Consider the following 26,324-nt stretch of genomic DNA (forward strand, 5'->3'; position numbering starts at 1 on the left):
ATGAGCGATTTGATTTTAATTGTTGATGACAACGAAGATATATTGGATTTCTTGTCGGAAATATTTTGTGAGAAGTACGAGGTATTAACCGCCGAGGATGGCAAGCAAGCTTTAACAATGTTAAGCGAAAATGTGATCGATTTAATCATTAGCGATATTATGATGCCCGAAATTGATGGCTTCGAATTTTGCAAGGAAGTAAAATCGAATATCGATTATTGCCACATTCCGTTGATTTTACTAACCTCAAAAAACACGTACCAAGCTAAAATCGACGGCTTGGAAGTTGGCGCCGATGCTTATGTGCAAAAGCCCTTTTCGCCCGATTTTTTAATGCTACAGGCTGCCAACCTGCTTAAAAACCGGGTTAAAATCCGTGCGCATTTTGCCAGTGCTCCATTTGAAGATACGCGTGTAATGGCACACTCGAAAAGTGACGAGCTATTTTTAAAAAAGCTTGATGAGTATGTTCAACAGCACATCGACGATCTCAATTTAGATATCGATCAGCTGGCCTACCACATGAACATGAGCCGTCCGACGTTTTACAGAAAGGTGAAGGCCATATCCAAAATTTCGCCGAAAGAGCTCGTCAACATTGCCAGATTGAAGAAAGCAGTTCGTTTAATTGCCGAAAATCAGTACAAGCTATTCGAAATTGCACAAATGGTGGGCTACAGCTCGCAAAGTATTTTTGGTAAGAATTTCCAAAAGCATTATGGCATGACACCGATTGAATACGCGGCGCAGTTGAAGAGTAGGGAGTCTTGAGTCTATAGATCAAACATCGTCCAAAGTGATAGCTTAGTGGATAAAAAGTTTAAATGCTGTCATCCTGAGTTTTAATTCCCGCCTGACCGGACGAGCAGCAATGCTATTGAGTTGCCGATAAAACAAAAAATATTGTCATCCTGAGCACCAACTATGAACGGTCGTCATCCTCAGCTTGGCTGGGGATCTTAATGAAAGGCTCATAATCTTGAGTTTCCCGCCTGCGCGGGAAAGACAGCAACAATAGAGGTCATTCCTATTAAGCTAAGTCTAAATTTTTCTTATAATGACAACAAAGCTTAACGTAATAGCGTTGGGACGGGCAGGAAGGATCTCCTAGCGATGATACGCAAGACACCAACAAACCACTGGCCAACAAAGAGCGCCCTGCTAAATTTGTCGACCACATAGGCACATAGAAAACATAGTTTTTATGTGGCTAAAAGATGTGACCTATGTTTCCAAACCTGTCCGTTCAGGCGGAAATGTTTTCCTGAGCAAAGTTTTATTACCGCCACATTTTCCAAAGGCTGGCGTCGTTTTCCGCTATCTGTGCATTAATTACTTTCCAATAGGCACATAGAAAACATAGTTTTTATATGGCTAAAAGATGTGACCTATGTTTCCAAACCTGTCCGTTCAGGCGGGAATGTTTTCGTGAGGGAAGCTTTATTACCGCCACATTTTCCAAAGGCTGGCGTCGTTTTCCGCTATCTGTGCATTAATTACTTTCCAATAGGCACATAGAAAACATAGTTTGTATGTGGTTAAAAGATGTGACCTATGTTTCCAAACCTGTCCGTTCAGGCGGGAATGTTTTCGTGAGGGAAGCTTTATTACCGCCACATTTTCCAACGGCTGGCATCGTTTTCCGCTATCTGTGCATTAATTACTTTCCAATAGGCACATAGAAAACATAGTTTTTATGTGGCTAAAAGATGTGACCTATGTTTCCAAACCTGTCCGTTCAGGCGGGAATGTTTTCGTGAGGGAAGCTTTATTACCGCCACATTTTCCAAAGGCTGGCGTCGTTTTCCGCTATCTGTGCATTAATTACTTTCCAAAGGGCTTGAGAAATGCGTTCTATCCCTTCGTTTGCAAGGCCACTTTGCTGACCAGATGGGGCTTTGTTGGCTGATTCTGTTTGTAAATTCGACGAATCTTTTTTCGATGTATGTATTTCCATAATTAGCATTCTAATATATTTTGAACGTAGCAGTAATAAAAATGTTTTCCAAAGGGGGCGTCAGATCCTTTATCTATCAGGTATTTTACAAAACCGCTCGCAATTAACAGCTTAGGAAGTGTGGAGCAGTTCGTCCATCAATTCAATGAGCTCATCCATTTCAAAGGGCTTGTGCAAAATGGCATCGGGGGTACAATGTACATCGTCGATATCTATTTTAACTGCTGAAATTAAAATAATGGGGATGTTTACGGTTTGCTGGTGACTCTTTAAATAGTTGCACACCACTCTGCCATCAACCTTCCCGATCCAGATATCGAGCAAAATGAGGTCTGGCTTAAAATCTGCCAATATCTGATCGATATCCTGAATGTTGAGCAGGGCCTTGAGCTCGTATTCCTTGTGCTGAAACATCAATGGGAATACTTCCTGCAACTCATTGTCATCATCAATAATAAGTACTCTTTTCTTCATATTATTTTCTATTAAATAGGCTTTTCCTGCGTACGGGGGCTTTTGCGGGGCCAATTAAAAAGCCGTAAGGTTTAAGCACTTCTACCCTATCGCAAATAATTTTAACAATGCCAAGGATGGGAATAGCCAAAATCATACCTGCAACGCCCCAAATAAACTCGCCTAAAACAATGGCCAGAATGGTAAACAGGGGGTTAATGTTTACCTGCTCGCCAACAATTAGGGGCTCGAGGATATAGGTTTGTACCAATTGCACTATTCCATATACGAGTAAAACGCCAATAATCATTTTGGAATCGCCACCTTGCGCTATAACGGCCAAAACGGTTACTGATGTTCCGGTTAGGTTACCCACAAAGGGAACAATTTCGAGAATGCCACAGAGTACGGAAAAAAAGATAGCGCTTTCTACACCTACCAGGCTAAAACCGATTCCGTACATTACCCACAATACGCCGATCATAGCACCTAAACCGCTGAGGTATTTCTGGGCTACCAGGCCGCTTTCGTGTACAATTCCGGCTGCCTTATTTTCGTCGCCGTTTGGTACAAGTTTTAAAATAAACTGTTTAATGTGTGCCCGATAATATAAACTGAGGTACATATACACGAGGACCAAAACGGTATTTACGGCAATGCTCATCACATTCATTGCAAAACCGGCCAGCATGGCTCCGGTTTGGCTGTTGCCCTGCTGGATAATTTCTTTTTGCTGCTTTTTATCTATGCCGACTTTTTGATTAACCCATGATCGGAGCTGTTCTATCATTCCCGTGAGTCGCGATTTCATGGCATCGAGGTTTTCGGTCAGGCTACCCATTTGCCAGTATAAAAGGCCGGCAATTATGGCTACGGCAGCAATAAATACAAAAATACAGAGAAAGGCGGCGAGGCCACGGTTCATTCCACGCCTTTCGAAGAAGTTGCATAGTTTGATAAACAACATGGAGAAAACGCCTGCAAGTGCCAGGGGAATAAGGAAACTACTGCCAATATACAGCCCGCCGAAAACGAGTACTAAGAGTAAAACAATGTAAACGCTTTGTTGAAGTTTATGCATGATGGTTTAACAGGAAAAAGGCAAAAAAGTTTAGGGACTGGCGAGCTCGCTTTCTTAATGGAAATTTAAGTAAACTGTAGCGGGTAGAAAAATGTTGTTTAGGTATCAATTGGATAAAAAATGAGCAGCACGAAAAAAACAAGCAAAAAGTGGTCGGGAGAAGTAACAGAACATAGTGATGCGCTAGACCTTAAGGAACATATTTTTGAGTCGAAAGATCCAAAAAAGATTGCCCGGTCTTTAAAAAAGTCGGCCGAAGATAGCGATAGGCGGAAGTCATCTCCTTACCGCTCGGCGATGTCGATGTTAACATTTTATATTAACCGTGCGGGGAAAAACCTGCCGGATAGCCAAAAGAAAGTGCTTGAGGATGCGAAAGACGAGTTGAGAAAAGTGTTTGACCGTGAACCGAAAAAATAAAAGAAGATGAAAACGAAATTTTTAATGGCCGCAATGGCGGTAGCTGTTGGCATAGGCGCCTGTACGTCTAAAAGCAGAGAGGGCGAAACTGGCCGGGTAGATGTTGATACCACGATTATTGATTCTGCAAGTACGGATTCGTCGGCTGTAAGGGATACCACCAACCGGAACATGCAAGACAGCTTGGGGAATGCGAAAAATCCGCGGCCTTAATGGTAATTGTTGCGAATAAGTCGCTTGTCATCCGATAGCTATCGGATCTGAACGCAGTGAAGACCGCGAAGCAGCTACGAAGTAAATCCCTAACCCAAGGGCACCGAACCTATCGTAACCGCAGGATCATTCTGGTGCGAAGTCTTACCTCGATAATTCGTCATTGCCCCAAAGGGGCTACCTTGTAGCGAGGTTGGGAATCGTCAGTGCCTACCTGTGCCGATTTTTCATCGGTAAGCAATCTGATTAACGGAATGAGATTGCTTCGTACCTCGCAATGACGAGATTTGTGATTTCTGTCATTGTAGCTTGGCGGTGATCTGTTTAGCATGAACCCTAAGCAAGAAAGATGCTAAAATAGATCCGAGCTATCAGATGACAGTTCTTTCCGGCAAATCGTCATCCGATAGCTATCGGATTCGACCGAAGTGCTCCGAAGGAGCTCCTTTGGAGGAGAAATCTTTGAACCTTATATAGGGATTTCTCGGCTGCGCTCGAAATGACGACCTTTTCTAGGGGCCTCCTCTAAAAAGCATTATTAAAAAACCAAGGGCTGTTCGAGGAAAAGTCTTTCATCCCCATTTTGTCATTGTTCCAAAGGGGCTACTTTGTAGCAAGGCAGGCGTTGTGCATGCCTACCTGCCCCAATTTTTCAAGGTGAGCAATCTGATTTGTCGGAGGTTACCCGGCTTTTAGTACTTTCCTTCCTCTACTCGTACTTTTTAAGGCCCAGTACACCAGCACAGGCTGAAAGAATAATCTGGCGAATCTTTTTCCGTCGGTATTTAAACCAAAGGCGCTTCTTTTGTTGAGGTATTGAGAAATATTGCCGGGAAAAACGGCCACAAATAAAGCGGCGGCTAATAAACCAACCTGGCTACGGTACTTTTTGGGGGCAAAAATTAAACTGGCACCCATTAGTATTTCTACGAAGCCTGAGTAAACTACGGTGTCATCTTTTTTTAATGGCACCCAATCGGGCACTTGTGCCTGAAATGGCTTTCTGGCAAAAGTTAAATGCCCTATTCCTGCAAAAATTAATCCTGCCCCGAGTAAAACCCTCGCTATGCTTTTCATTTCCATAGTTTTTATTGTCCTTTTAATTTGACGTTTGTTGTTCCAAATCAACCTAATAAGATTCCTCGTTAAGCATCTTCAGGTTATTATCAACATTGCTGGGGATTGTATTGTTTTCGGATTAACTTTGGGGCATGACAATGCAAGAGTTATTAGCGTTAGAAGATTTCTTTACCAAGGCAGGAAAGCAGCAGGTTCCGATTTTTCTGAATCAGGCCACTGAAATAACTGATTATGATTATTTTCTTCAAAGTCATTTTCAACCGCTCAAAGCGGATCTTACCTCGAAAGTGAACCAGCCATTGGTACACCGTTTAAAAATGCTGAAACTGCTGATTGAGGCGAACGGCTAAGCTTTCATTTGCGATCGCTGTGCCCCAAATCTTTATCTGGGCTTACATAATCGCGTACGAGTTGCTTTAATTCTTTTATTTCGGGGAACCGTTGTTCTTGTTTACGGTCGAAGATGATTGCCTGGTTTACGCTGACTAAAAACGTTCCGCCAGTTTCGCTGGGAATAAGGGTAACGCCTTTAATCTCGTCGGTAAAGGTGGTTAACAGTTCTTGGGCCATGTAAGCTGACCGGAGCATCCAGCCGCATTTGGGGCAATATTCTATCGTTATCAAGGGTTTGTTCATATTGTTTAATTTTAGAGCAAATTTAGGTTAAATGATTGTTTTATTGTTGAATTGCTTAATTGTTGGATTGTTTAATTGTTTAATTGTTTAATTGTTTAATTGTTGGATTGTTTAATTGTTTAATTGGTCCGTTGGTTGAAACCAACGGCAAAGAGCTTCATGATGTTCATTGTTCTCTCACCTGGTTGTAGCGTCTCCAATGCTATTAAGTTAAGCTTGTCAATTGTCAGTCTGAGCCTTTCGGCTTCGCTCAAGATAAACTCAGTCGAAGGCCCTTTCTATAGGATAAAACGAAAAATATCTGTCCTTCGACTCCGCTCAGGATGACAATATTTCTTCGTTTGATCCTAAACTTAATAGCATTGGTAGCGTCTCGCGACGACATCTAAGCCTATTTATTGCTGGCGTAACTAATTGACCATAAACATATAGATCTTATAGTTGCTTTGAGCAGCTATTTATTTGACCATTGAAGGAAAAATTTTACTTGGCAAACACGCTACATCTGTAGATTAGCTGTATTTTTGCCGTCTTTATAATCGCGACATGAACAATCAGGATACTATCATTGCTTTATCTACCCCGCAGGGCTCGGGTGCTATTGGCGTAATTCGCTTATCGGGGCCAGACGCTATTGCGCTAACAAACAGCGTTTTTGCAGGCAAAGATCTGGAACAACAAGCTTCGCACACGTTGCACTTTGGGCTGATTAAGGATGGGGAGCAGCTGATTGATGAAGTGGTAGCGGGTTTGTTTGTGGCGCCAAAATCGTACACGAAGGAAAATGTGGTGGAAATTTCGTGCCACGGCTCTAATTATATTATTCAGCAGATTATCAATTTATTGGTAGCAAAGGGTGCCCGGGCGGCAAAGCCGGGTGAGTTTACTTTGCGTGCTTTTTTAAACGGGGCTTTCGATCTGAGTCAGGCAGAGGCGGTGGCCGATTTGATTGCCTCTAACTCTAAGGCTTCGCACGATGTGGCGATGCAGCAGATGCGTGGTGGTTTTGCCACTGAACTGAAGGGCTTGCGGGAACAACTGATTCATTTTGCATCGATGATTGAGCTTGAGCTGGATTTTGCGGAGGAGGATGTTGAATTTGCGAATCGCGAGCAGTTGAAGAACCTGGTGAACAGGATCAGCGTTGTTTTGCGACGTTTGATCGGGTCGTTTGAGATGGGGAATGTGATTAAGAACGGGGTTCCGATTGTGATTGCGGGCAAGCCAAATGTGGGTAAATCGACGTTGTTAAATGCCTTGCTGAACGAGGAAAGGGCAATTGTTTCGGACATTGCGGGTACTACGCGTGATACGATTGAGGATGAACTGACGATTGGCGGCGTGGTGTTTCGGTTTATTGATACGGCGGGGATTCGCGATACGGCAGATATTATTGAGGCACTTGGTGTGGAGCGTACGCTGGAGAAAATGAAACTGGCGAAATTGATTATCTACATGGCGGATGCATCGCAAACCATTGCGGAAATTGAGGAGCAGGTTAAGGGCCTGAAACAATTGCAGATTCCTTATCTGATTATTGTAAATAAGGCTGATTTGATTGATGCAGACCGTCGCAAGGCGCTGGAAAGCATGGATGCGGTGCTGATTTCGGCACGCGACAAAGTGGGGATCGAAGAGCTGAAGGTTACTTTGCTTGAACAGGTGAATTTGCACCACATTAATACGGATGAAACGCTGGTTACAAATGTTCGCCATGTTGAGGCGCTAAAGCAGACGGAAAATGCGCTGCAAAGGGTGATGGATAATGTAGACAATCCGGTTACTTCTGATTTTTTGGCGATGGATATTAAACAGGCGCTGCATTACCTGGGCGAAATTACAGGTACAGTGACTACAGATGATCTGCTGGAAAATATTTTTACCAAGTTTTGCATTGGGAAGTAGAGAGCTGAAAGCGGAAAGCAGAAAGCGGAAAGCAGAAAGCGGAAAGCAGAGAGCGGAAAGCAGAAAGCAGAAAGCGTTAGGGCGGAAAGCGTAGGGCCTCTCCCTATCAGCGGTTGTGAGCAGGGTCGATTTGTGCTGGGATGTGGTTTGAACTTTTGCGGATCGTTTAGTCATCGGATGAATACTGTACTACACGCCTATATTCATCGGATGACTGGTTGCATAAAATAAACAGGGTATGCAATAATTTAAATGCGGAAGCAATAATCCTAAATGCGGAAGCATTAATCCTAAGTGCGGAAGCGATAATTCTAAATGCGGAAGCGGTAATCCTAAGTGCGGAAGCGATAATTCTAAATGCGGAAGCAATAATCCTAAATGCGGAAGCGATAATTCTAAATGCGGAAGCGATAATTCTAAATGCGGAAGCGATAATTCTAAATGCGGAAGCGGTAATCCTAAGTGCGGAAGCGATAATTCTAAATGCGGAAGCAATAATCCTAAATGCGGGAAGCGATAATTCTAAATGCGGAAGCGGTGGATCTAATTGATGAAATTTTTAAGAAGATCGCAAAATAGGGATGATTAAATCGTCTACGGTTATGCCGAAGTCTTAAATGCGATGTTCGAAATTGATAAATATTGTGGGTGTTGGGCGCCAAAGATCGATTTGACGTAGTTTTTTACGTCTGATGCCAGAGCCACAATTCCGCTTTCGGCGTGGTACAATATTTCATCTCGCTTAAGCCTCCCCTGGCTCATTGCAGCGGTTTGAGTTACTACGTCCAAATTTTTCTGAAGCAAATCATTGTACAAGCTGGTGAGCGATGCAATTTGCAGCTCAGCCTCGTTCGGGGCATACTCGGGTATACTTTGGAGCAGCTTAATTTGCTTGTCTAAAAAGTTTAGCTGGTTATCGTACCCCTGCTGCGATGCTGAAATGTTGTTTACCGTGGTTCCATCGTTGGATAGGGCTTCTTTTTCTGCTTCGGTGGGGATGGCACTAGCTCGTTTTCCCTGTAATTTACGGTTGTTGCCAGCGGCCGCCTCTATGGTGGCTTGGGAAACATTGGTGGCTTTGAGGGCATTAAGCAATCGTGTACTTAACTTTTTTAATGGCGCAAAACTGGTTGTTCGGGCTGCAATTGCATTGGCATAAAGTGCCTGCAAATTGTTGAGTTCTTCCATTACGGCTTGGGCTTTCTGGCTTTTCTCTAATAAGATGGCCAATGTAATGCTTTCATTACTGGGGTTGTAACTGTTACCAAAGCCCGTAATAAAAGTAAGGAGTGTTTTAAAATTGGCCACATTTTTGGCATGGCCGGTTTCGCTTGTTGATGACATAACGTTAATTTAAATGAGTTTATAATTGAGTAAATTGAGGTATAAGATAGGGAATGTTCTACAACTTTTAGGAGTAATAGCGAAATATTTTTAGCATATTTGTCTATAAGTAACGTTATCGTTAAGTAAAGTATCCTCATTTGCCAATAATATTCAGTCCAGTTTAAATCAATAAAAATTTTCGCAATGGTCAAAGTTCTATTTAAAGTACTTTCTCTTCTTTATTCTGCAATAGGAACAGACATTAATAGTGATATGGCGGCAAGTTTAAAACTTAAAGCGGAAAACAATTTCGCGCTGTGGTGTGACAAATGCAGTGAGAATCCAGAAATGCTCATCAAAGCATTCAAATCTTGTTTAATAATTTTATTAATTTTTGAAGTATTTATTTATAGCTTTTTAATTAGATACATCAACGATTATACACAAGACTTTTTTAAAGCCGAATTTCTCACTATTCTAACATTAACCATCTGCTTGAGAACACAAAATGATTTTTTTGTGGGTACCAAAAAATTCTTCAATAAAATATTTAAAAACCGGTCTATAATTTTGGCTTTAATGGCCATATATACGGCAGGTTGCCACTTGAAAAATGGAATAAACATACATACCCAATTCGAAGAGGAAATCATGGCCAAGTATATTCTGAATGCTTGGATTTGCACTATCGCGATTATTGTAATCCTGTATGCGGTTTGTCATCTGTTACCTTTCCTTGTGTCAAAAGCTATTGAATCCATAGCTAGTAAAATTATAATTAGATCGAATAGTTTCCCTGATAAAACACCTATTAAACATTTACTACGATATGGAACCTATCTATTTTTAATTTCGTCTATGATATACTGTTTAATAGTGTATATGCTAAATACTTTGTAATTTTGGCGCTCTAGTTGAACTTGCCATAATGACATTGCTTTCGCAAGCTTCTCGTGCATAGTTTAAATTTTTTATAGCGATCTTTAAAAAATCGATTTAAACGAATAATGTTCAATTTTAACCTGCATGGCAATATATGTAAGGAAAAATTACTTTCTTCATCCTGAAGTGAAGTGTTTAAATAGACAAAATATAACTAAATCTTTATGGCCTGAGATTTTCTAAATCAATAGTATATCCCTAAATTGGCCGTGATTAGCCTTATGACCGAAGAAATAACAGCAGCATTATTGAAGTTTAGAGATGAGCGTGATTGGGAACAGTTTCACAATCCTAAAGATTTAGCAATTGCCTTAAATATTGAAGCAGCAGAATTGCTCGAGTTGTTTTTATGGAAAGATCCTGAGCATGCAAACCTTGACAAGATTAAAGAAGAGCTTGCTGACGTTTTTTCTTATGCACTGTTGTTGGCTAACAAATACAATCTAGATGTGAACCAAATCATTCTTGATAAGATCAAACTTAATAACCACAAGTATCCTATTGACAAGGCAAAAGGCACTGCAAAAAAATATAACGAGCTATAAATGAATAACCGTTATTTAATTAGTCAATCCGATTTTTCCGAAAATAGCATAACAGATTTAAGCTTAAAACATAGCAACTATACCACTTGGCCATTAGTTTATTTTTTAAGTGAAGATAAAAAACACGAAGCCTATGTGGGCGAAACTACAGATTTAGTCACCCGCATGCGAGCGCACCTAAAAAGCGACAAGAAAAGCGATTTAAAATCAATCCATTTAATTTTAAGTGATCTCTTTAATAAATCTGCAACGCTTGACATAGAGGCCAACTTGATTAAATATTTGGCTGCCGACGGGAAATATCAGTTAAAAAATGGTAATCTAGGCATTGCTAATCATCAGTTTTACCAACAAAAAGAGGTTTATTGGGATTTATTTAAAGATATATGGTCTGAACTCAGGACTCTTGGGATTACTCGACATTCATTAGATCATCTCGATAATTCGGATCTTTTTAAGTACTCTCCATACAAAAGCTTATCAATTGAACAGGTTGAAGGTTTAAAAACAATACTTAAGTGCTTATTGGATGACAACGCAAAAGTGAGCTTAATTGAAGGCGGAGCAGGTACAGGAAAAAGTATCTTGGCAATTTTTTTATTTAAGCTATTGAATTCGGAGCTAGAAGATTTTGATTTAAGCGATTTTGATGAAACTGACTTAGAACTTTTTGACTTATTTAAACGAGTTAAAGCGAAGTATCTTCATTTGGAAATGGCTTTAGTTATACCCATGTCTTCGTTTAGAAAAACGATATCAAAAGTTTTTAAAGGGATTAAGGGATTAAAGTCCAATATGGTAATCGGTCCTGCTGAGGTGGTAAGAAAAAAGTATGATCTTTTGATTGTTGACGAGTCTCACCGTTTAAGACAGCGGGTAAATTTAGGTTCTTACTTTTATGCGTTTGACCAAAATTGTAAAAGATTAGGGCTTGATAAAATGAGTAGTAGCGAACTAGATTGGGTTTTAAGTCAATCCAATAAGTCTATCCTATTTTATGATGAGCAGCAAAGTATAAAACCATCGGATGTCGATTCAGAGCAATTTAAGAGATTAAAACAATCGACATCTACTCGTTATGAAACATTAAAAACACAACTTCGAATTAAAGGTGGTCCGAAGTACATAAATTTCATTCATAATTTATTCCATAAGGAAAACAAAATTTCGAAACCTTACCTCGGCGGCTTAAGTTACGAGGCTTTTCTATATGAATCATTGGATGAGATGGTTAGCGACATTAAATTGAAAAATCAACAATTTGGTCTGGCTAGGTTAGTCGCAGGATTTGCCTGGAAATGGATTTCACGCAAGGATAAAAGTAAATTTGATATCGTTATTAATGAAACCCGGTTGCAGTGGAACTCGGTAACTATTGACTGGATGCATACACCGAATGCCGTTAATGAGGTGGGTTGCATCCATACCATACAAGGTTATGACCTTAATTATGCAGGTATAATTATAGGACCAGAAATCGGATATGATCCCATAAAAGGTGAGATTATTATAAATGAAAAGTTCTATCAAGATAAAAACGGTAAAAATTCGATCAAGGATTACGAAGTTTTAAAAAACTACATCATTAATATTTATCAGACAGTTCTATTACGGGGAATTAGAGGAACGTTTATTTATGTATGCGATTTAGAATTGAGAAATCATTTCAAAAACTACTGGACTTTGAAACGTTTTGAAAGAGATGTTCAAGAACTCGTAACCTATAACTACAAACTTAATGAACAATGTATTCCATTTTATGATTTGAGCATTGCTGCAGGCTCTTTCTCTGAATACCAGCAGGTTGAGAATGTTAAATACATTGAGCTGCCTGATAACTTGAAAGCAAATACTGATTATTTCGCTTGCAAAATAGTAGGCGAATCGATGAATAAGGTTATACCCAACGGAGCTATAGCATTATTTAAAAAGTATACAGGTGGTTCTCGTAATGGCTTGATCTGCTTAGTAGAGTCTACAAATATATATGATAAAGATCTGGGTGGTCAATACACAATAAAGGAATACCGGAGTCGGAAAACAATCACTGAAGATAGCTGGCAGCATGAGGAAATTTCTCTACATCCACTATCTACAGACATGAATTTTGAGACAATCGTTTTAAGAGACGAAGAGACTATCGATTTTAAGGTAATTGGTGAATTCGTGAGGGTTTTGTAGACGAGTCCAGATGTCCTTTTAAAGCTAGGAGGCGCATTTTGACTTGAGCATATGTTCTTTACATTACTTTTGTAACCAATCAAATTCTTATTTTCGTAAAATGGGTACAGAAATCGATATCAATCCAACCATGCTTACCTGGGCAATTGCCCGGGCTGGTTATGCATTGGCCGATTTTTTATAGTGTATAAAAAATAAAATTTGAATAACGAGGTTACAATTTATTTAGGGCAAGATAGAATTTATACTGACGCTACAGGTATTCGCCAAATACTTCGCTTTTACTATGAATGTAAAGTATATCAAAATTATACCATCAATATCAATTTAGATAATATAGAATGGATAGATGGTAACTTATGTGCATTTTTAGGCGCATTGATGTATAGATTAAGTATTGAAAATAAATTAGCATTTTTGATGGATTCAAAACAAGTTTCCGCTAAATGCAACATACTTTTTGCTAATGATTTTCTTCCCATTACACAAAACGAAAACCATTATAAAATAAAATCATGTTTGCCGTTTAGAGGGTTTTTGCCTAAACAAAAGGATGAGTTTTACAATTATTTAGAAAACGATCTTTTTGCGCATAATGCTATGCCAAAGCTCTTGCCAGAAGTTCAAGAACAGTTAATAGATTATCTGGGAGAAGTTTACGGCAATATCGATAAACACGCAGAAACGGAACTTCCATTTTTTGTGTGTGGGCAATACTACCCATCAAAAAATGCTTTACACTTCACAATAAGCGATTTGGGTGTAGGTTTTTTTAAGAAAATTAATGCGCAAAAACCTATAAATGTAAAATCATGCGGTGATGCCATATTATGGGCCATTGCAGGCAATAGCACTAAACAAGATGCGCCTGGGGGCAGTGGCTTAAGAAACTTAAATGCATATTTACGGGATAACAATGGAGCAATGCAAATTTACACAGGTGATGCAGGCTGGTGCAGTAAAACAGTTAATAGTGTACTCTATCCTGATGGCATTAGTTTATTACGGAATAATTATTTAGGAGCTACAATAAATTTGGAATTTAATACAAAAAATCTTAATTTCAGAAATGTTTAAGGTATTATCAAATATTTATACCTTTGCAACCTCTTAAAACAAACCGATTTAACAATCGTTATACTATTGAAAAATAACCAATTAGAAATGAAAATCAGTGTATATAATATATTGAATAGCGGAAATGCTTCGTTGCATACCGATGGTATTCAGGTTTTCAATGCAATTAAAAAATCTTTCGACAATAATAGAAGTGAGCAGATTGAAGTTGATTTTACAAATATTAAACGTTGTTCGACTCTTTTTTTAAACGCTTCATTCGGAAAATTATTAGCCGAATATGGTGAAGAAACTGTTAAAAAATGTATTCACCCATCAAGTTATACAGAAATATTAAATTTCATGTACAAATATCAGGATATGTGGGATAATTTTATCAATAAAGATAATTATCAAGCATACAGAGAAGAAGCGTTCGCTTAACATCATCGATTTTGAACATCATCAATTTATATACAGATAGCAGTCCAAAAGACTGCTATTATATTTTAGACAGTAATGTTTGGCTCCCAATTTTGGGATTAGACGATGCACCAACAAGTATGCATTATCATGATTTTTTTGACAAATTAGTCAAAAAAGAAACCTGCCAAATATTGATGAGCGCAATTCAACTTAGTGAAATTTTAAACAGGTTATTACGTTTTGATGCAAGAAAAGTTTTTGACAGGCGATATAAGGGTAAGACTGGAAGTGTGCCAAATTTTACCTTTTTTTATAAGGAAGAATACAGGTGTAGCAACGATTTTAAGTTAAAATATGATGCTATCATTGATGATATTTCTGCATATTCGTCAGCATTTAAAATGGTAGAACCCAGACAATTCGAGTTTGAAGCATTAACAAGCTTTAAGGCAAATAAGATGGACTTTAACGATCATTATTTCTGTCTTTTAGCACAAGAGAACGACGCAACAATTGTAACCGATGATGCAGACTTTTTTGGATTAGAGGTTAATGTCGCAACATTTAATTTAAAGCTGTACAAAGCATTTAAAAATAGCATGCAGGCCAAGTAAGTCCACTGCCCTTTTTGTCCCTCAAGTATACCGCTACTACACGGTTCAATTATTTTAACAGCCCCTCACACCCCCTCAAATACTCCTCAATCGAAGTCTCCCCAACAACCGCATCCTCTGGATATTCAACCCCGCCTTTCAGCGTTATCCGCGTCATGTTCGTGTAGCTGTGGGCCGCCTGAGGCGAAAAACCCAGCGACTGATAAACACCTTCCCAGTCCTTTTCATCTATCACTTTAACTTTTATTTCCTTGTTAAATATGTTGCTTAAAGCAGCGGCCACATCTGCTGGCGAGTAGTCGGTTGGCCCCACGATGTTGCTGATTCGTTCGGACCGCTCCTGTGTAAGCAACTCGGCTGCTAGTTTGGCGATGTCTCTGGGGGCCACCATCGGCATGCGGAAATCTTCAGGATAAAAGGACGTAATAAAACCATTTTCCTTTGCGGTTGCAATGGCGGGTTTCCAGTTGCTTATGTAATAAGCTGGGCGAATGATATGATAATCGTGATGCATTGTTTTTATTCCCTGTTCCAATGCGTAGAGAACGCCAAGATCGGCGATGTGCTCGCCGGGCTGATTGCCCAAAGTAGATTGGACCACTACCCTTTTCGTCGGAATGCTTTTGAGCGCTTCGAGTATCGATTTGACTGTTTTTCGTTCCTCAAGATCAATGTCTGTAGAAACATCGGCTGGCGGATTGAGAATAAAAAGCGCTTCAGCCTCAGCAAACACCTCCGTAAGCCGTGGGGTATCGAGTACGTCAACTTCCTTTATTTCCGTAGAAACAGGAAACAATTCCTTTGCTTTTGAAGCGTCGCGGGTTAGGGCGATAACCGGCTTGCGCTGTTTTGCCGTCAGTTGATCAATTAGCTGTTGGCCGATATTACCTGTAGCACCTGTTATTAGCAGCATGAGTGTCTCCTTTTTCAAAAAGAACAACTCGGGCAAAATAAAGTTTGCATTTGTGCTAAGGCATAAAAAAGCAAAGGCAGCGGGGCAATTGAAATTTTTTTTAACCTTTAAACTACCCGAACAAATTGGGCGTTAATCTGTGCTTCGCTTTTAGTTACAAAGCGCCAGCATATCTCTTTTTACCCTTTTGTAAGTATTAAAAAGCAGGTTTTGGTAATGTTGAAGATCATCGTTGAAACGTTGTTTTTCTTCGGGCGAACGAGAACTGATGTTGTAATTTGCCATGGCCTGGGCGGTGTCGAAGTTAACAGCGGCACCTGGTTTATGGCTCGAGATAGAAACAAATTCTTTAAAACGATAATGCAGGGGCGCATTTTGATAGTAAAGGTAGGTCAAGGTTTTTTCCTTAATCGCTTTTGCAATTTCGCTATTGGAGCTGCTGTTGAAGTAATCCATATTATTTTTCGTTTTTCCGTTGAATCAATACTACAACCAAAAAAGATGTTTGTAGTTTCGTTTATTTTTGTCTTCCGTTGAAGGTAATCAAATGGCACGCCAAAATGAGACATCGGCACGTGAGTAATTGCACAATTCATATTTTTGCGCAATTATTCAACAACTTTCGCACTTTTTTCTCACTTATCAACTCCAACAATTACAGTTACAACTAAACTTTTCTTTAGTTTTTTGTCATTTACCGATTTTTGATAGGGTATTTAGTAAAAAACTCCTCTTTTGACTACATATTGCTTATTAAAGAAATTTTTCTCAGAACAAAAGTCATTTTGCAGAATAAAATCATTCGATTGTTAAGAAATTATTAAGCGTTGCAACTAAATTGTCGTTTTTATATTAGGGAATCCGATCTCAATCTATGGTGTGGACACATTTCCTTTCGGCCGTTCGGTATCCGATAACTATCGGCATGCCCGCCCGCTTTAACGGACGGGCAGACAGGTGGTCCCTAAACTTCGGGATTAACGCAAGGTGCCTAATCTTATGTATTAGGATCCCCTACCGATAGCTATCGGACAAGCTACCAATGACAGATTTAAAATGTGCTCGTCTTTTCGACTGTAGCGCAGCGGAACGGAGAAATCTTTGAAGCCTTTTTTCGATGCGGAGTTCAAAGATTTCTCCTCCAAAGGAGCTCCTGCGGAGCGCTTCGGTCGAAATGACGATTCGGTGAAAACCTGTCATCCCGACTCCTTTGTTTTTTCAAAAACTGATCTCTGAGGATGACGACCGTTCATGGAGAGCGCCACAAAATCCGTGACCATTTTCGAAATGTGTGCAGACTATAGGGTAGCCATGGAACAAAAAGCCTAAAAAATCTTTCATTCATCGCAAAGCTAAGTTGGCAAGCCAATAGTTATGAGACGATGATAAGCCCGAGCCGATCTTTTTTTTATCTTTACGTAATGAACAATTACCCCATTTCGGGCATCTTTATTTATCCTATAAAATCGTTGGGCGGCATCAGTGTCGATGCTGCTGTGGTTGAAGAAAGGGGGCTTCGCTACGACCGCCGATGGATGTTGGTTGACGAAAATAACACGTTTATTACGCAAAGAAAGTATGCGGAACTTTCGCTGTTAGATGTACAACTGAACGCCGATTGCTTGGAGGTGAGCCATAAAATGGAAGCCCGTAAAGCGGTTAAATTTGGTATTGACGAACATAGCGACGTATTAATTTCAGTTACGATTTGGGATGACGCGACTTTCGCTCATGAAGTGAACCCTGCGGTTAGCGCGTGGTTTACGGATTTTATGCAAATGAATGTGAGGCTGGTTAAAATTGCCGAAGATGCCAGGCGACTTGTGGACACCGACTATGCACATCATGATGAAGTGGTGAGCTTTGCGGATGGTTACCCCTGTTTGCTGATCGGACAATCGGCATTGGATGGGCTAAACGCGAAACTGGATAGCGCTATCGGAATGGACCGTTTTCGCCCGAACTTTGTTTTTACGGGGGGCGAGCCACACGTTGAGGATGATTTTGCCACTTTTTCAGTCGGCGAGGTTACATTTAATGCGGTAAAGCCCTGCGCACGGTGTGTTTTAACCACTATTGATCAGCAAACGGGAGCAAAAGGCGCCGAACCGTTAAAAACATTGGCCACCTATCGCAAGAAGGGCAATAAAATCATGTTCGGGCAAAATTTACTTCACCAGGGAACGGGTGTCGTTCGGGTTGGCGACGAACTTGTGGTTGAAAAATGGAAATAAGTGTTTAGGCTTCGATAAAATAAGCCTTTTGGCAACGCGCAACCGTTATACGCCTATCAATGCTATTAAGTTAAGTCCATAAATGCCCTGAAATAAACGGCGTAGCCCTCTTGAATGCCATTGAAAACATAAAGTTATATGAAAAATTCAGGGTGGCGGGGCGGTTAATCAGAACGCTTAATATCCCTCCAACCCCTTGTCGTCACTCATATTGATTTTATTCCAATAATTACCCCTACCATTGACGTTTTTTTTGAATACCGTAAAATCGTCCTTTCGACCGAAGCGCTCCAAGGGAGCTCCTATGGAGGAGAAATCTTTGAACCTTGAATAAAGATTTCTCGGCTACGCTCGAAATGACGACGCTTCTTAGAAGCATTCTTCTTAAAAATGACGTCACTTTATATTGATTTTTCCCGAAAATTAAAACTCAGGATGACAATATTTTTTCAGCGAGGCAACGTAAATACCTCAACTATTTTAGTGCCTGATAAACCAGTACCTTAAATTTATGATCGAGTTCGGTATGGGTTAAGGGCGATTGCTGCATAAAGAGCAAACCGGATAAGTGCTCGCGGGGATCGGCCCAGTAAAAGGTACCAAAAAAGCCGCTCCATGAAATGCTTCCGGGCGAGAGGCCGAGTTTGGCACTCCCCTTTTCGGTAGTAATTTGAAATCCCAGTCCGAACTTATCATCGCCCAGCGATAAATTGCCGATCTGGTTTTCTGTCATCAGCTCAACGGTATGGCGGGCAAGCAGCTGCTTTCCGTTAAATGTACCTTTGTTTAAAAAGAGTTGTAAAAAATTGGCGTAATCGCTCGCGGTGGAAACCAGCCCTGCCCCACCGGCAAAGTAACCGTTGTGGTTAATTGGGTAATCAATTGTACTGCCGGGAAAGGTATTTCTTTTCCATTTTACGGGCTTTCGCGAACTTCGGTCTTCTGTGTACACATTGGCCAATCGTGTCTGTTTGCTTTGTGGAAGGTGGAAGTAGGTATCTTTCATTTGGAGGGGTTCAAAGATTCGTTTGCTAAGAAACTGATCGAGCGGCATGCCGGAGGCCACCTCAACCAGCCGACCCAAAACATCGATACTTAAACTGTAGTTGAAACGTTCGCCGGGATTAAACTCGAGCGGCAGTTTGCCGAGCTTGTCGATGGAGTTGGCGAGTAAGCCTTTATGATCGAGAAAACCTGCCTCAATGCCGGCTTTGGCATAAATCGCTCTCATCTTGGCCGAACCAATCTGTGCATAGCCGAGCCCTGAAGTATGGGTTAAAAGATCTCTGATGGTTACCTCCCTTTTGGCCGGAACGGCGGTGTAGCTCGAGTCGGTATCATTAAATGTTTGGATCACCTTTGGGGCGGCAAAGGATGGAATGTACTTTGAAATGGGATCATCGAGTAAGAACTTTCCTTCTTCCCACAGTAGCATTACGGCTGTACTGGTAATGGCTTTGGTTTGGGAGGCAATTCGGAAAATGGCATCCTTTTGCATGGGTTTACGTCGCTCAGCATCGTCCATACCAAAAGCTTTATAGTAAGCCGGCTTGCCATCTTTCATCACGAGGCAAACGGCACCAACAATCCAGTTGCTATCTACCGCGGCTTGAAACACCTTGTCGATGCGGTTTAGGCGGTCGGCATAAAAGCCTGTATTGCTTGTTGCAACTTGTGCAAAGGTTTGCAGCGAGCCGATACTGATCAGAATGGTTAGGATAATGCGTTTCATGCGATCTCAATTAGTGTAAATTCAATTTCAAACTGCTTTGATTGTAAGCACTTAAACACTGGTTTTTGTTACCACCAGCTTTCTTTCTATTGTGCCGTAAACAATCAAATACTGCGCAATCATGTACGTGGCCATAATTAAAATGCCGCTTTGCGGTATCGGTCGTGCAAACTTGTTAACGGCCAAAACACTATCAGAAAGCAAAAAGAACAAAGCACCGAACAGAATGAGCTTGTAACTGAGGATATTTACTTTGCCGTAACGGTTAACGGCCATAATAGCCATAACGGTGATGATGATGGCATACATTAACACGGCAAATTGCATGGCACCAAGAAATGGCTGCAGGTAAAAGAATAAACCGACGCAAAAGATAACCAGCGCACCTACAGCCCATAAAAAGAAAGAATTTTTTAGGTGGGGGTTCGATTTATGGTCGAGCACAAAAGCACGAATGTAGTACACATGGCAGATTAAAAATGCGGCGAGGCCGAACATGAAATAACCTGAGGTTTGGGATTGGTACATCAGCAAATAATCGCCAATGAGTGCAAACACAAGACCAATGAAAATGCGTTTATGAAACCTGCCCCTTAACCTGGTTGCGGAATAAAGCCATACCAATAGCGAAACTGCGATTAACGGTTTGGAGAAGTTACGAAGGGGAATATTGCCCACCGCTTCGGCATACAATTGAACGATGAAGATTAACGCAAAAATGGAAGCAAATAGTTTAGTTTTCATTAATGGGAATTGTTTTTGTGTGAATTGTAAAACCAAAATACGGATATTAACTGAATGCACGCAAATGTTAGCTGATATTGGTCGCAAATGGTTAGTAAATGTGAGAAGGGCAGCCAGAACAAAGGTTATGCCGCCAGTTTTGTCATTCTGACGAAGGAAGAATCTGCAACCTACGTCTCACCGCCCTTGCCCTCTTTCACTTGCCCTCTTTTGCCAGTGGTTTGTTGGCGTTCGGTGTTTCATCGCCCGGGATCCTTCGATATTCTCAGGATGACAGCGTTAAAAGCAGTCATTAACCGGAAAGTTGTGTCTACACCATATGAAGTATCGGAACACGCGTTGCACTAACATTAACATTTTTTTTTGTAACACATTATCATTGAATTCTTTGTCATGCTGAGGCACGAAGCATCCCTTACCGATTCCGCATTGGTCTTAGTTAACCCACTCTCCTTTTTTGCCAGTGGTTTGTTGGCGTTCGGCGTTTCATCGCCTGGGGATCCTTCGATACTCTCAGGATGACAGCGTTAAAAGCAGTCATTAACCGGAAAGTTGTGTCTACACCATATGAAGTATCAGAACACGCGTTGCACTAACATTAACATTTTTTTTGTAACACATTATCATTGAATGCTTTTGTCATGCTGAGGCACGAAGCATCTCTTACCGATTCCGCATTGGCCTTAGTTAACCCGCCCCCCTTTTTGGGCAGTGGGTAATTGAAGTTTTGCATTCCATCGCTTGGGGATTCTTCACTGCGTTCAGAATGACAGAAAATTTAGCCATTCAGTATTTTACATAATGCCATATTGATTTTTTGCTAAAAATTAAAACTCTGGATAACAAGTTCAACAAACCCGTTTAGCAGCTTCTACGCTCAGTTTTTTCTTAAATATTTAATAACAGGCGTTGTTTTATATTTATTTGGTGCTTAGCTTTGTGACGCTAAATCAAAGTTTTTTTCGTTATTGGCATTTATACATCCCGTGTTATGAAAAAGTTATTCCTACTTTCTTTACTCGTTTCTGTAAGCTACGTTGCAAAAAGCCAAACGCTGGTTTTAGCGAAAGATGCGGCGCAGTATGTTGGCAAAACGGTTACCATTTGCGATTCTGTTTATAGCACAAAGGCGCTGGACAAATTAAGTTTGATTAATTTGGGGGGTGCCTATCCGAAAGAGCTGATTACGGTGGTAATTAATAAGGAAGATCAGGAAAAGTTTCCTTCTGAACCTTCTGCCATGTTTATTGGCAACAACATTTGCGTAACTGGTGTAGTTTCAGATTTTAAGGGCAAAAAGCAAATCGTGGTTACCGACCCGAAGCAAATTGTTGTAAAATAATCCGATAATGAAACTTCCTTTTCTGGATTCATTGTTAACAATGCGTTAACGGATTACGGAAAGCGGTATTTTTTGTGCCGCCTCACCAAAAGAGGACAACCTGGCTTACACATTTTGATAGGTTTTCCATTAATTTGTGTCCCGAAAAGCACGTCATGATGTAACCATTTCAGTTCGAAACTTCATTTACCTGCTACGGCGTTGCCTATTCCGTTCAATCGGGAACTCCGTATTTTTCTTAATCACCGATTTTCGGGCGGCCATCATCCAGCGCTTAATTGCCTGCGGCTAAAAAATTACGCTGATAATTGTTCGATTTAAGGTAATTTGTATAGTTTTGGAATTTTAGCAAAAACATGCCGACCATATTAAACCGAAACCTCTTAATAGCTGTATTGATTATTCTTATTGTTGCGTTTGGTTCTTTAAGCGTTTTCATTTATCACCACTTGATCTGGAAATTTGACACTCAGGTTTCTCTGGTTATTCAGCACTACCAGGCCAATTGGCTGGATAAGGTGATGGTGGGAATCAGCTTTTTTGGAGAGCTGCCTTTTTCGTTGATTTCGGTGTTAATTGTGGCATACATTTTTTACTGGAAAAAATATAAGCGTGAAGCCTTGTTTATCTCCACTACCTTGCTGTCTGGCTTGATTATTCTGGGCGTTAAAAACATCATCAATCGCCCGCGACCCACTTCGTTTTACGTGCGACTGGTAGACGTTTACCGCTTTCAGAGCTATCCGAGTGGCCATACGCTTTCGTATGTGCTGTTTTTCGGCTTCCTGATTATTTTAATGTTTCATTTAAAAGGGATACCAAAAACGACGAAGTGGATTGTAACCAGCATTTCGGCCTTTTTAATTGTAATGGTGGCCCCTTCGCGAATATACCTGGGGGCGCATTGGTTTACTGATACTTTGGGCGGCTTTTTACTTGGCCTGATTTGCCTTTATCCCCTTTGCTATTTCTATTTTAAACAGGTGAAGAAAACCCGCTAATGCATTTAGCACATTATGGCTCGGCACCTGTTAATCATTTTCGAATGTTAATTGCTGTTATGAAAAAAAAATCTAATATTTTCAACCTATGATAACTACCAAAGCAAAAGCATTTTTATTTGATTTAAACGGTACAATGATTAACGACATGGCTTTTCATAACCATGCGTGGCACAATATTCTTACTAAGGATTTAGGGGCAAGCATTAGCTTCGAGGCGGTTAAAAAGGAAATGTACGGTAAGAATCAGGATTTGTTAGAACGGGTTTTCGGCGCAGGCCATTTTTCGCAGGAGCAGATCGATCAGATTTCAATCGAAAAAGAAAGAAGATATCAGGCAGATTACAAGCAACACCTGCGGTTGATTGATGGCTTAGCAGCTTTTTTGGAAAGGGCTAAAGGACATGGAATATTAATGGCAATCGGTTCTGCAGCAATTCCGTTTAACATTAACTTTGTACTGGATAATTTAAACATCAGGCATTATTTCGGCGCAATTGTTAGTGCAGAGGATGTAGTAAACAGCAAGCCCGATCCGGAAACGTTTACTAAAGGCGCTGCTATTCTTGGGGTGTCGCCTGCGGATTGTATTGTATTTGAAGATGCACCGAAAGGGGTTGAAGCGGCAAAAAACGCCGGAATGAAGTGTATTGCGCTAACCACAATGCATACTCAGGAAGAGTTTACGGTTAGCGACAATGTTATTGCCTTTATTGAAGATTATAATGATCCTGTTTTAACTGATCTGTTTTAAAAGAGGTTGTCGTCTAAATTCAAAATAGCTTTGCTATAATCGATTTTTAGAAAAACAAAGGAGTTAGGATGACAGGTTTTTCCAGCAAATCGTCATTGCCCCAAAGGGGCTACTTTGTAGCGAGGCCGGGTTCGTGCGAGCCGAAGCAATCTGGTTTACGAAATGATATTGCTGCGTGCCTCGCAATGACGATCTTTCTTATTCTGTCATTAAGATCTCCTACCGATAGCTATCGGTAGGAGATCTTAATGCAAAAGATAGCCCCAACGCATTAAGATTCCCACCTGCGTGGGAATGACGTGGTGCTCAGTTCGGGGTTATTTAATCCCTTTTTACAAAAATAATTCGAACTGAGATTATTAATTGGAGAATTTATAAATCGAACTGGTTTTGTACACCTGACCGGGTTTTAACACGGTGCTCGGAAATGCTGGCTGATTTGGAGAATCTGGAAAATGCTGTGTTTCCATGGCAATTGCAGTTCTGAAATCGTCTTTTGCGCCGCTTTTAAATGTGTTTTTACTTTGCATAAAGTTTCCGCTATAAAACTGTAAACCGGGTTCCTGGGTGTAGATATCCATAACAACACCAGATTTATCGCCCTTAACGGTAGCTGCATGAAACATACCCATGCCCTTAGTTTTGTTTAACACATAGTTATGATCGTAACCTTTGCCAAAGGTAAGTTGCTCGTTTTTATCTTCAATTCGGGCACCAATTGTGGTTGGTTTGGTGAAATCGAAAGGCGTGCCAGCCACTTTCTCAATTTTTCCTGTGGGAATAAGGCTCGAATCAACCGGAGTGTACTCGTCAGCAAAAATCTGCACTTCGTGGTTTAAAATTGTTCCGCTACCATCGCCATTTAAGTTGAAGAAAGCATGATTGGTTAGGTTTACGATTGTGGTTTTATCGGTTTTGGCTTCGTAATCCATCTTCAGCTCATTATCATCAGTTAACGTATAGGTTACTTTAACATCTAAATTGCCGGGAAAGTTCTCGTCGCCATCTTTTGATAAATAGTGCAATTGGAGGGTGTTGTCGTTTGGCTGGGTAGCATCCCAAACTACATATTGATAACCCTTTTTACCACCGTGGAGTGTGTTTTGACCATTATTTGTAAACAACGAATAGGTTTTACCTTCTAAAGTGAATTTTCCTTTCGCAATGCGATTGCCAAATCTTCCGATGGTGGCGCCGAAGTAAGGCTCGGTAGATTTCTCATAGTCGCTCAGACTTTTAAAGCCCACCACAACATCAACCATCTTCCCGTCTTTGCCTGGCACAAGCAAACTTACCAAACGACCGCCGTAGTTTGTAAATATTGCCTCGGCATTGTTTTTATTTTTCAAGGTGTAAAGCCCTACCTGTTTGCCGTCTATTTCTCTTTTAAAAGAATCGGCGTTCAATTTTACTACAACTACAGAATCGGTTCCTGCACTATCGTTGGAAGAAGTCTTTTTCGTTTCAGATTGGCAAGCGGCAAAGCCAATTGCTGCAATTACGCCTAAACTGGCTAATGATTTAAATTTCATAGAAATGAATATTTGGTTGATTTTTATTTAATTTTTTTAAATATAAAAGATAACTGTCAAGTTTACAAATAAAACGATTTATGCAAAAAATCGAAACTGCAAAGCGTTGGCGAAAAACCTGGGTCTGGTATTATTGTTTCTGATATAAACTGCTTAATTTGTCGAAAAATTTAAAATGATATGAACAACAATATTTCGGCGAGCCGATACGCTACTATGGAGTATCGCAGGTGTGGGAGAAGCGGTGTAAAATTACCGGCAATTTCTTTGGGTTTGTGGCATAACTTCGGTCATGTAAATGATTTCGAGAATAGCAAGAATTTAATTTATACGGCGTTCAACAACGGAATTACCCATTTCGACCTGGCAAATAATTATGGTCCGCCTCCGGGTTCGGCAGAAGAGGTTTTTGGGAAGATCCTTTCTACAGATTTCAACGGTTACCGTGATGAAATGATCATTTCGAGCAAGGCGGGTTACACGATGTGGGATGGGCCTTATGGCGATTGGGGTTCGAAGAAATATCTTGTTTCGAGCCTGGATCAGAGCTTGAAACGGATGAAACTAGACTATGTTGATATTTTCTATCATCATCGGCCCGACCCTGAAACACCGCTTGAAGAAACTATGGGTGCACTGAGTTTGTTAGTTAAGCAAGGCAAAGCGCTGTATGTTGGTATTTCGAATTACGGTGCTGAAGAGGCAGAAAAAGCAATCCAGATTTTAAAACAAAATGGAACGCCTTGTTTAATTCACCAGCCAAAATATTCGATGTTTGAACGTTGGGTGGAAGATGGTTTACTGGATGTGCTAGATAATCACGGTGTAGGTTGCATTCCATTTTCGCCACTGGCGCAAGGATTACTGACTGATAAATACCTTCACGGAATTCCGGCGGATTCTCGCGTGGCCACGAGCGGAGTGTTTTTAAAGGAAAGCAACATCACGCCAGAAAAAATTGAGGTGGTTTCGAAGCTGAATGAAGTCGCAAAATCTCGTGGACAAAAGTTAGCACACATGGCACTTTCGTGGATCTTAAAAGACGAAAGGATTACAACGGTATTAATTGGTGCGAGCAAACCAGAGCAAATTACGGATTCAATTAAAGCGCTGGGCAATACCAGTTTTACCACTGAGGAGATTCAACTGATTGACCAAATATTGAAGTAGTACTTTAATTTTCATCGCCGTGAAGTGAACCATATAGGCATATAGAACATAGCGGCTTTTTTGATAA

Annotated in this window: 27 protein-coding genes; 16 read left to right on the forward strand and 11 right to left on the reverse strand. The window is 40.5% G+C overall.

Translation table 11 applies throughout. The features are described from left to right. Positions 1 to 771, forward strand: coding sequence for a response regulator transcription factor (locus IZT61_RS03575; protein ID WP_196099825.1), 771 nt, complete (start codon positions 1 to 3; stop codon positions 769 to 771). Between the two features lie 1,000 nt (positions 772 to 1,771). Here the strand turns inward: IZT61_RS03575 and IZT61_RS03580 are convergent. The 3 genes from IZT61_RS03580 to IZT61_RS03590 all read right to left on the reverse strand — a co-directional run bounded on the left by IZT61_RS03580 (position 1,772) and on the right by IZT61_RS03590 (position 3,491). After that, on the reverse strand, positions 1,772 to 1,957 hold the full coding sequence (locus IZT61_RS03580) for a hypothetical protein (RefSeq protein ID WP_196099826.1): 186 nt from the start codon (positions 1,955 to 1,957) through the stop codon (positions 1,772 to 1,774). 111 nt (positions 1,958 to 2,068) lie between these two features. Further along, positions 2,069 to 2,431, reverse strand: coding sequence for a response regulator (locus IZT61_RS03585; RefSeq protein ID WP_196099827.1), 363 nt, complete (start codon positions 2,429 to 2,431; stop codon positions 2,069 to 2,071). Position 2,432: 1 nt separating this feature from the next. Then, complete coding sequence (locus tag IZT61_RS03590) at positions 2,433 to 3,491, reverse strand: AI-2E family transporter (RefSeq protein ID WP_196099828.1); 1,059 nt, start codon at positions 3,489 to 3,491, stop codon at positions 2,433 to 2,435. Positions 3,492 to 3,611: 120 nt separating this feature from the next. Between IZT61_RS03590 and IZT61_RS03595 the strand changes: the two genes are divergently transcribed. Both IZT61_RS03595 and IZT61_RS03600 read left to right on the forward strand, forming a co-directional pair. Beyond that, positions 3,612 to 3,911 (forward strand): DUF3175 domain-containing protein, encoded by a 300-nt coding sequence (locus IZT61_RS03595; RefSeq protein WP_196099829.1) that lies wholly within the window; start codon positions 3,612 to 3,614, stop codon positions 3,909 to 3,911. A gap of 6 nt (positions 3,912 to 3,917) precedes the next feature. Then, positions 3,918 to 4,124, forward strand: coding sequence for a hypothetical protein (locus IZT61_RS03600; RefSeq protein ID WP_196099830.1), 207 nt, complete (start codon positions 3,918 to 3,920; stop codon positions 4,122 to 4,124). A gap of 681 nt (positions 4,125 to 4,805) precedes the next feature. Here the strand turns inward: IZT61_RS03600 and IZT61_RS03605 are convergent. Next, positions 4,806 to 5,201, reverse strand: coding sequence for a DoxX family protein (locus IZT61_RS03605; protein ID WP_196099831.1), 396 nt, complete (start codon positions 5,199 to 5,201; stop codon positions 4,806 to 4,808). A gap of 140 nt (positions 5,202 to 5,341) precedes the next feature. On the opposite strand from IZT61_RS03605, the gene IZT61_RS03610 reads away from it, so the two are divergent. Then, positions 5,342 to 5,554: a DUF6965 family protein gene (locus tag IZT61_RS03610; RefSeq protein WP_230383838.1), complete on the forward strand. Its 213-nt coding sequence runs from the start codon at positions 5,342 to 5,344 to the stop codon at positions 5,552 to 5,554. Positions 5,555 to 5,558: 4 nt separating this feature from the next. Here IZT61_RS03610 and IZT61_RS03615 read toward each other — a convergent pair whose 3' ends face one another. Beyond that, a complete protein-coding gene (locus IZT61_RS03615) occupies positions 5,559 to 5,840 on the reverse strand; it encodes a SelT/SelW/SelH family protein (protein WP_196099833.1) in 282 nt (93 codons plus the stop codon). 546 nt (positions 5,841 to 6,386) lie between these two features. Between IZT61_RS03615 and mnmE the strand changes: the two genes are divergently transcribed. Both mnmE and IZT61_RS03625 read left to right on the forward strand, forming a co-directional pair. Then, the gene (gene mnmE / locus IZT61_RS03620; protein WP_196099834.1) at positions 6,387 to 7,745 is read left to right on the forward strand and encodes a tRNA uridine-5-carboxymethylaminomethyl(34) synthesis GTPase MnmE; all 1,359 of its coding nucleotides are present in this window, start codon (positions 6,387 to 6,389) and stop codon (positions 7,743 to 7,745) included. Between the two features lie 218 nt (positions 7,746 to 7,963). Further along, a complete protein-coding gene (locus tag IZT61_RS03625; RefSeq protein ID WP_196099835.1) occupies positions 7,964 to 8,296 on the forward strand; it encodes a hypothetical protein in 333 nt (110 codons plus the stop codon). Between the two features lie 49 nt (positions 8,297 to 8,345). On the opposite strand, the gene IZT61_RS03630 is transcribed toward IZT61_RS03625, so the two are convergent. Continuing rightward, positions 8,346 to 9,089 carry a hypothetical protein gene (locus IZT61_RS03630; protein ID WP_196099836.1) on the reverse strand — a complete coding sequence of 248 codons (744 nt, stop codon included), beginning with the start codon at positions 9,087 to 9,089 and terminating at the stop codon, positions 8,346 to 8,348. A gap of 1,145 nt (positions 9,090 to 10,234) precedes the next feature. Here IZT61_RS03630 and IZT61_RS03635 point away from each other — a divergent pair. From IZT61_RS03635 to IZT61_RS03655, 5 genes are all read left to right on the forward strand, one after another. Beyond that, positions 10,235 to 10,558, forward strand: coding sequence for a nucleotide pyrophosphohydrolase (locus tag IZT61_RS03635; RefSeq protein ID WP_196099837.1), 324 nt, complete (start codon positions 10,235 to 10,237; stop codon positions 10,556 to 10,558). Continuing rightward, a complete protein-coding gene (locus tag IZT61_RS03640) occupies positions 10,559 to 12,739 on the forward strand; it encodes a DNA/RNA helicase domain-containing protein (protein ID WP_196099838.1) in 2,181 nt (726 codons plus the stop codon). A 201-nt stretch (positions 12,740 to 12,940) separates the two neighbouring features. After that, positions 12,941 to 13,816, forward strand: coding sequence for a hypothetical protein (locus tag IZT61_RS03645; RefSeq protein ID WP_196099839.1), 876 nt, complete (start codon positions 12,941 to 12,943; stop codon positions 13,814 to 13,816). 87 nt (positions 13,817 to 13,903) lie between these two features. Then, positions 13,904 to 14,239: an STAS-like domain-containing protein gene (locus IZT61_RS03650; protein WP_196099840.1), complete on the forward strand. Its 336-nt coding sequence runs from the start codon at positions 13,904 to 13,906 to the stop codon at positions 14,237 to 14,239. Positions 14,240 to 14,250: 11 nt separating this feature from the next. Then, positions 14,251 to 14,835, forward strand: a complete 585-nt coding sequence (locus tag IZT61_RS03655; protein ID WP_196099841.1) for a PIN domain-containing protein — start codon at positions 14,251 to 14,253, stop codon at positions 14,833 to 14,835. 49 nt (positions 14,836 to 14,884) lie between these two features. On the opposite strand, the gene IZT61_RS03660 is transcribed toward IZT61_RS03655, so the two are convergent. Then, positions 14,885 to 15,748 carry an NAD(P)H-binding protein gene (locus IZT61_RS03660; protein ID WP_196099842.1) on the reverse strand — a complete coding sequence of 288 codons (864 nt, stop codon included), beginning with the start codon at positions 15,746 to 15,748 and terminating at the stop codon, positions 14,885 to 14,887. A 150-nt stretch (positions 15,749 to 15,898) separates the two neighbouring features. Then, positions 15,899 to 16,204: a hypothetical protein gene (locus IZT61_RS03665; RefSeq protein WP_196099843.1), complete on the reverse strand. Its 306-nt coding sequence runs from the start codon at positions 16,202 to 16,204 to the stop codon at positions 15,899 to 15,901. Between the two features lie 965 nt (positions 16,205 to 17,169). Here IZT61_RS03665 and IZT61_RS03670 point away from each other — a divergent pair. Continuing rightward, on the forward strand, positions 17,170 to 17,982 hold the full coding sequence (locus IZT61_RS03670) for an MOSC domain-containing protein (RefSeq protein WP_196099844.1): 813 nt from the start codon (positions 17,170 to 17,172) through the stop codon (positions 17,980 to 17,982). 475 nt (positions 17,983 to 18,457) lie between these two features. Here IZT61_RS03670 and IZT61_RS03675 read toward each other — a convergent pair whose 3' ends face one another. After that, positions 18,458 to 19,714, reverse strand: coding sequence for a serine hydrolase domain-containing protein (locus IZT61_RS03675; protein ID WP_196099845.1), 1,257 nt, complete (start codon positions 19,712 to 19,714; stop codon positions 18,458 to 18,460). 51 nt (positions 19,715 to 19,765) lie between these two features. After that, positions 19,766 to 20,458: a lysoplasmalogenase gene (locus IZT61_RS03680; protein ID WP_196099846.1), complete on the reverse strand. Its 693-nt coding sequence runs from the start codon at positions 20,456 to 20,458 to the stop codon at positions 19,766 to 19,768. Positions 20,459 to 21,449: 991 nt separating this feature from the next. Between IZT61_RS03680 and IZT61_RS03685 the strand changes: the two genes are divergently transcribed. The 3 genes from IZT61_RS03685 to IZT61_RS03695 all read left to right on the forward strand — a co-directional run bounded on the left by IZT61_RS03685 (position 21,450) and on the right by IZT61_RS03695 (position 23,555). Beyond that, on the forward strand, positions 21,450 to 21,800 hold the full coding sequence (locus IZT61_RS03685; protein WP_196099847.1) for a hypothetical protein: 351 nt from the start codon (positions 21,450 to 21,452) through the stop codon (positions 21,798 to 21,800). A 356-nt stretch (positions 21,801 to 22,156) separates the two neighbouring features. Further along, positions 22,157 to 22,801 (forward strand): phosphatase PAP2 family protein, encoded by a 645-nt coding sequence (locus tag IZT61_RS03690; protein WP_196099848.1) that lies wholly within the window; start codon positions 22,157 to 22,159, stop codon positions 22,799 to 22,801. An 88-nt stretch (positions 22,802 to 22,889) separates the two neighbouring features. Continuing rightward, entirely contained in the window at positions 22,890 to 23,555 is a 666-nt protein-coding gene (locus tag IZT61_RS03695; protein ID WP_196099849.1) for an HAD family hydrolase, read from the forward strand. A 359-nt stretch (positions 23,556 to 23,914) separates the two neighbouring features. Here IZT61_RS03695 and IZT61_RS03700 read toward each other — a convergent pair whose 3' ends face one another. Then, positions 23,915 to 25,087: an aldose epimerase family protein gene (locus tag IZT61_RS03700; protein ID WP_196099850.1), complete on the reverse strand. Its 1,173-nt coding sequence runs from the start codon at positions 25,085 to 25,087 to the stop codon at positions 23,915 to 23,917. Between the two features lie 180 nt (positions 25,088 to 25,267). Between IZT61_RS03700 and mgrA the strand changes: the two genes are divergently transcribed. Then, positions 25,268 to 26,257 (forward strand): L-glyceraldehyde 3-phosphate reductase, encoded by a 990-nt coding sequence (gene mgrA, locus IZT61_RS03705; RefSeq protein WP_196099851.1) that lies wholly within the window; start codon positions 25,268 to 25,270, stop codon positions 26,255 to 26,257. Positions 26,258 to 26,324: the final 67 nt, after the last annotated feature.

It is taken from the genome of Pedobacter endophyticus (assembly GCF_015679185.1).
Lineage (GTDB): Bacteria > Bacteroidota > Bacteroidia > Sphingobacteriales > Sphingobacteriaceae > Pedobacter > Pedobacter endophyticus.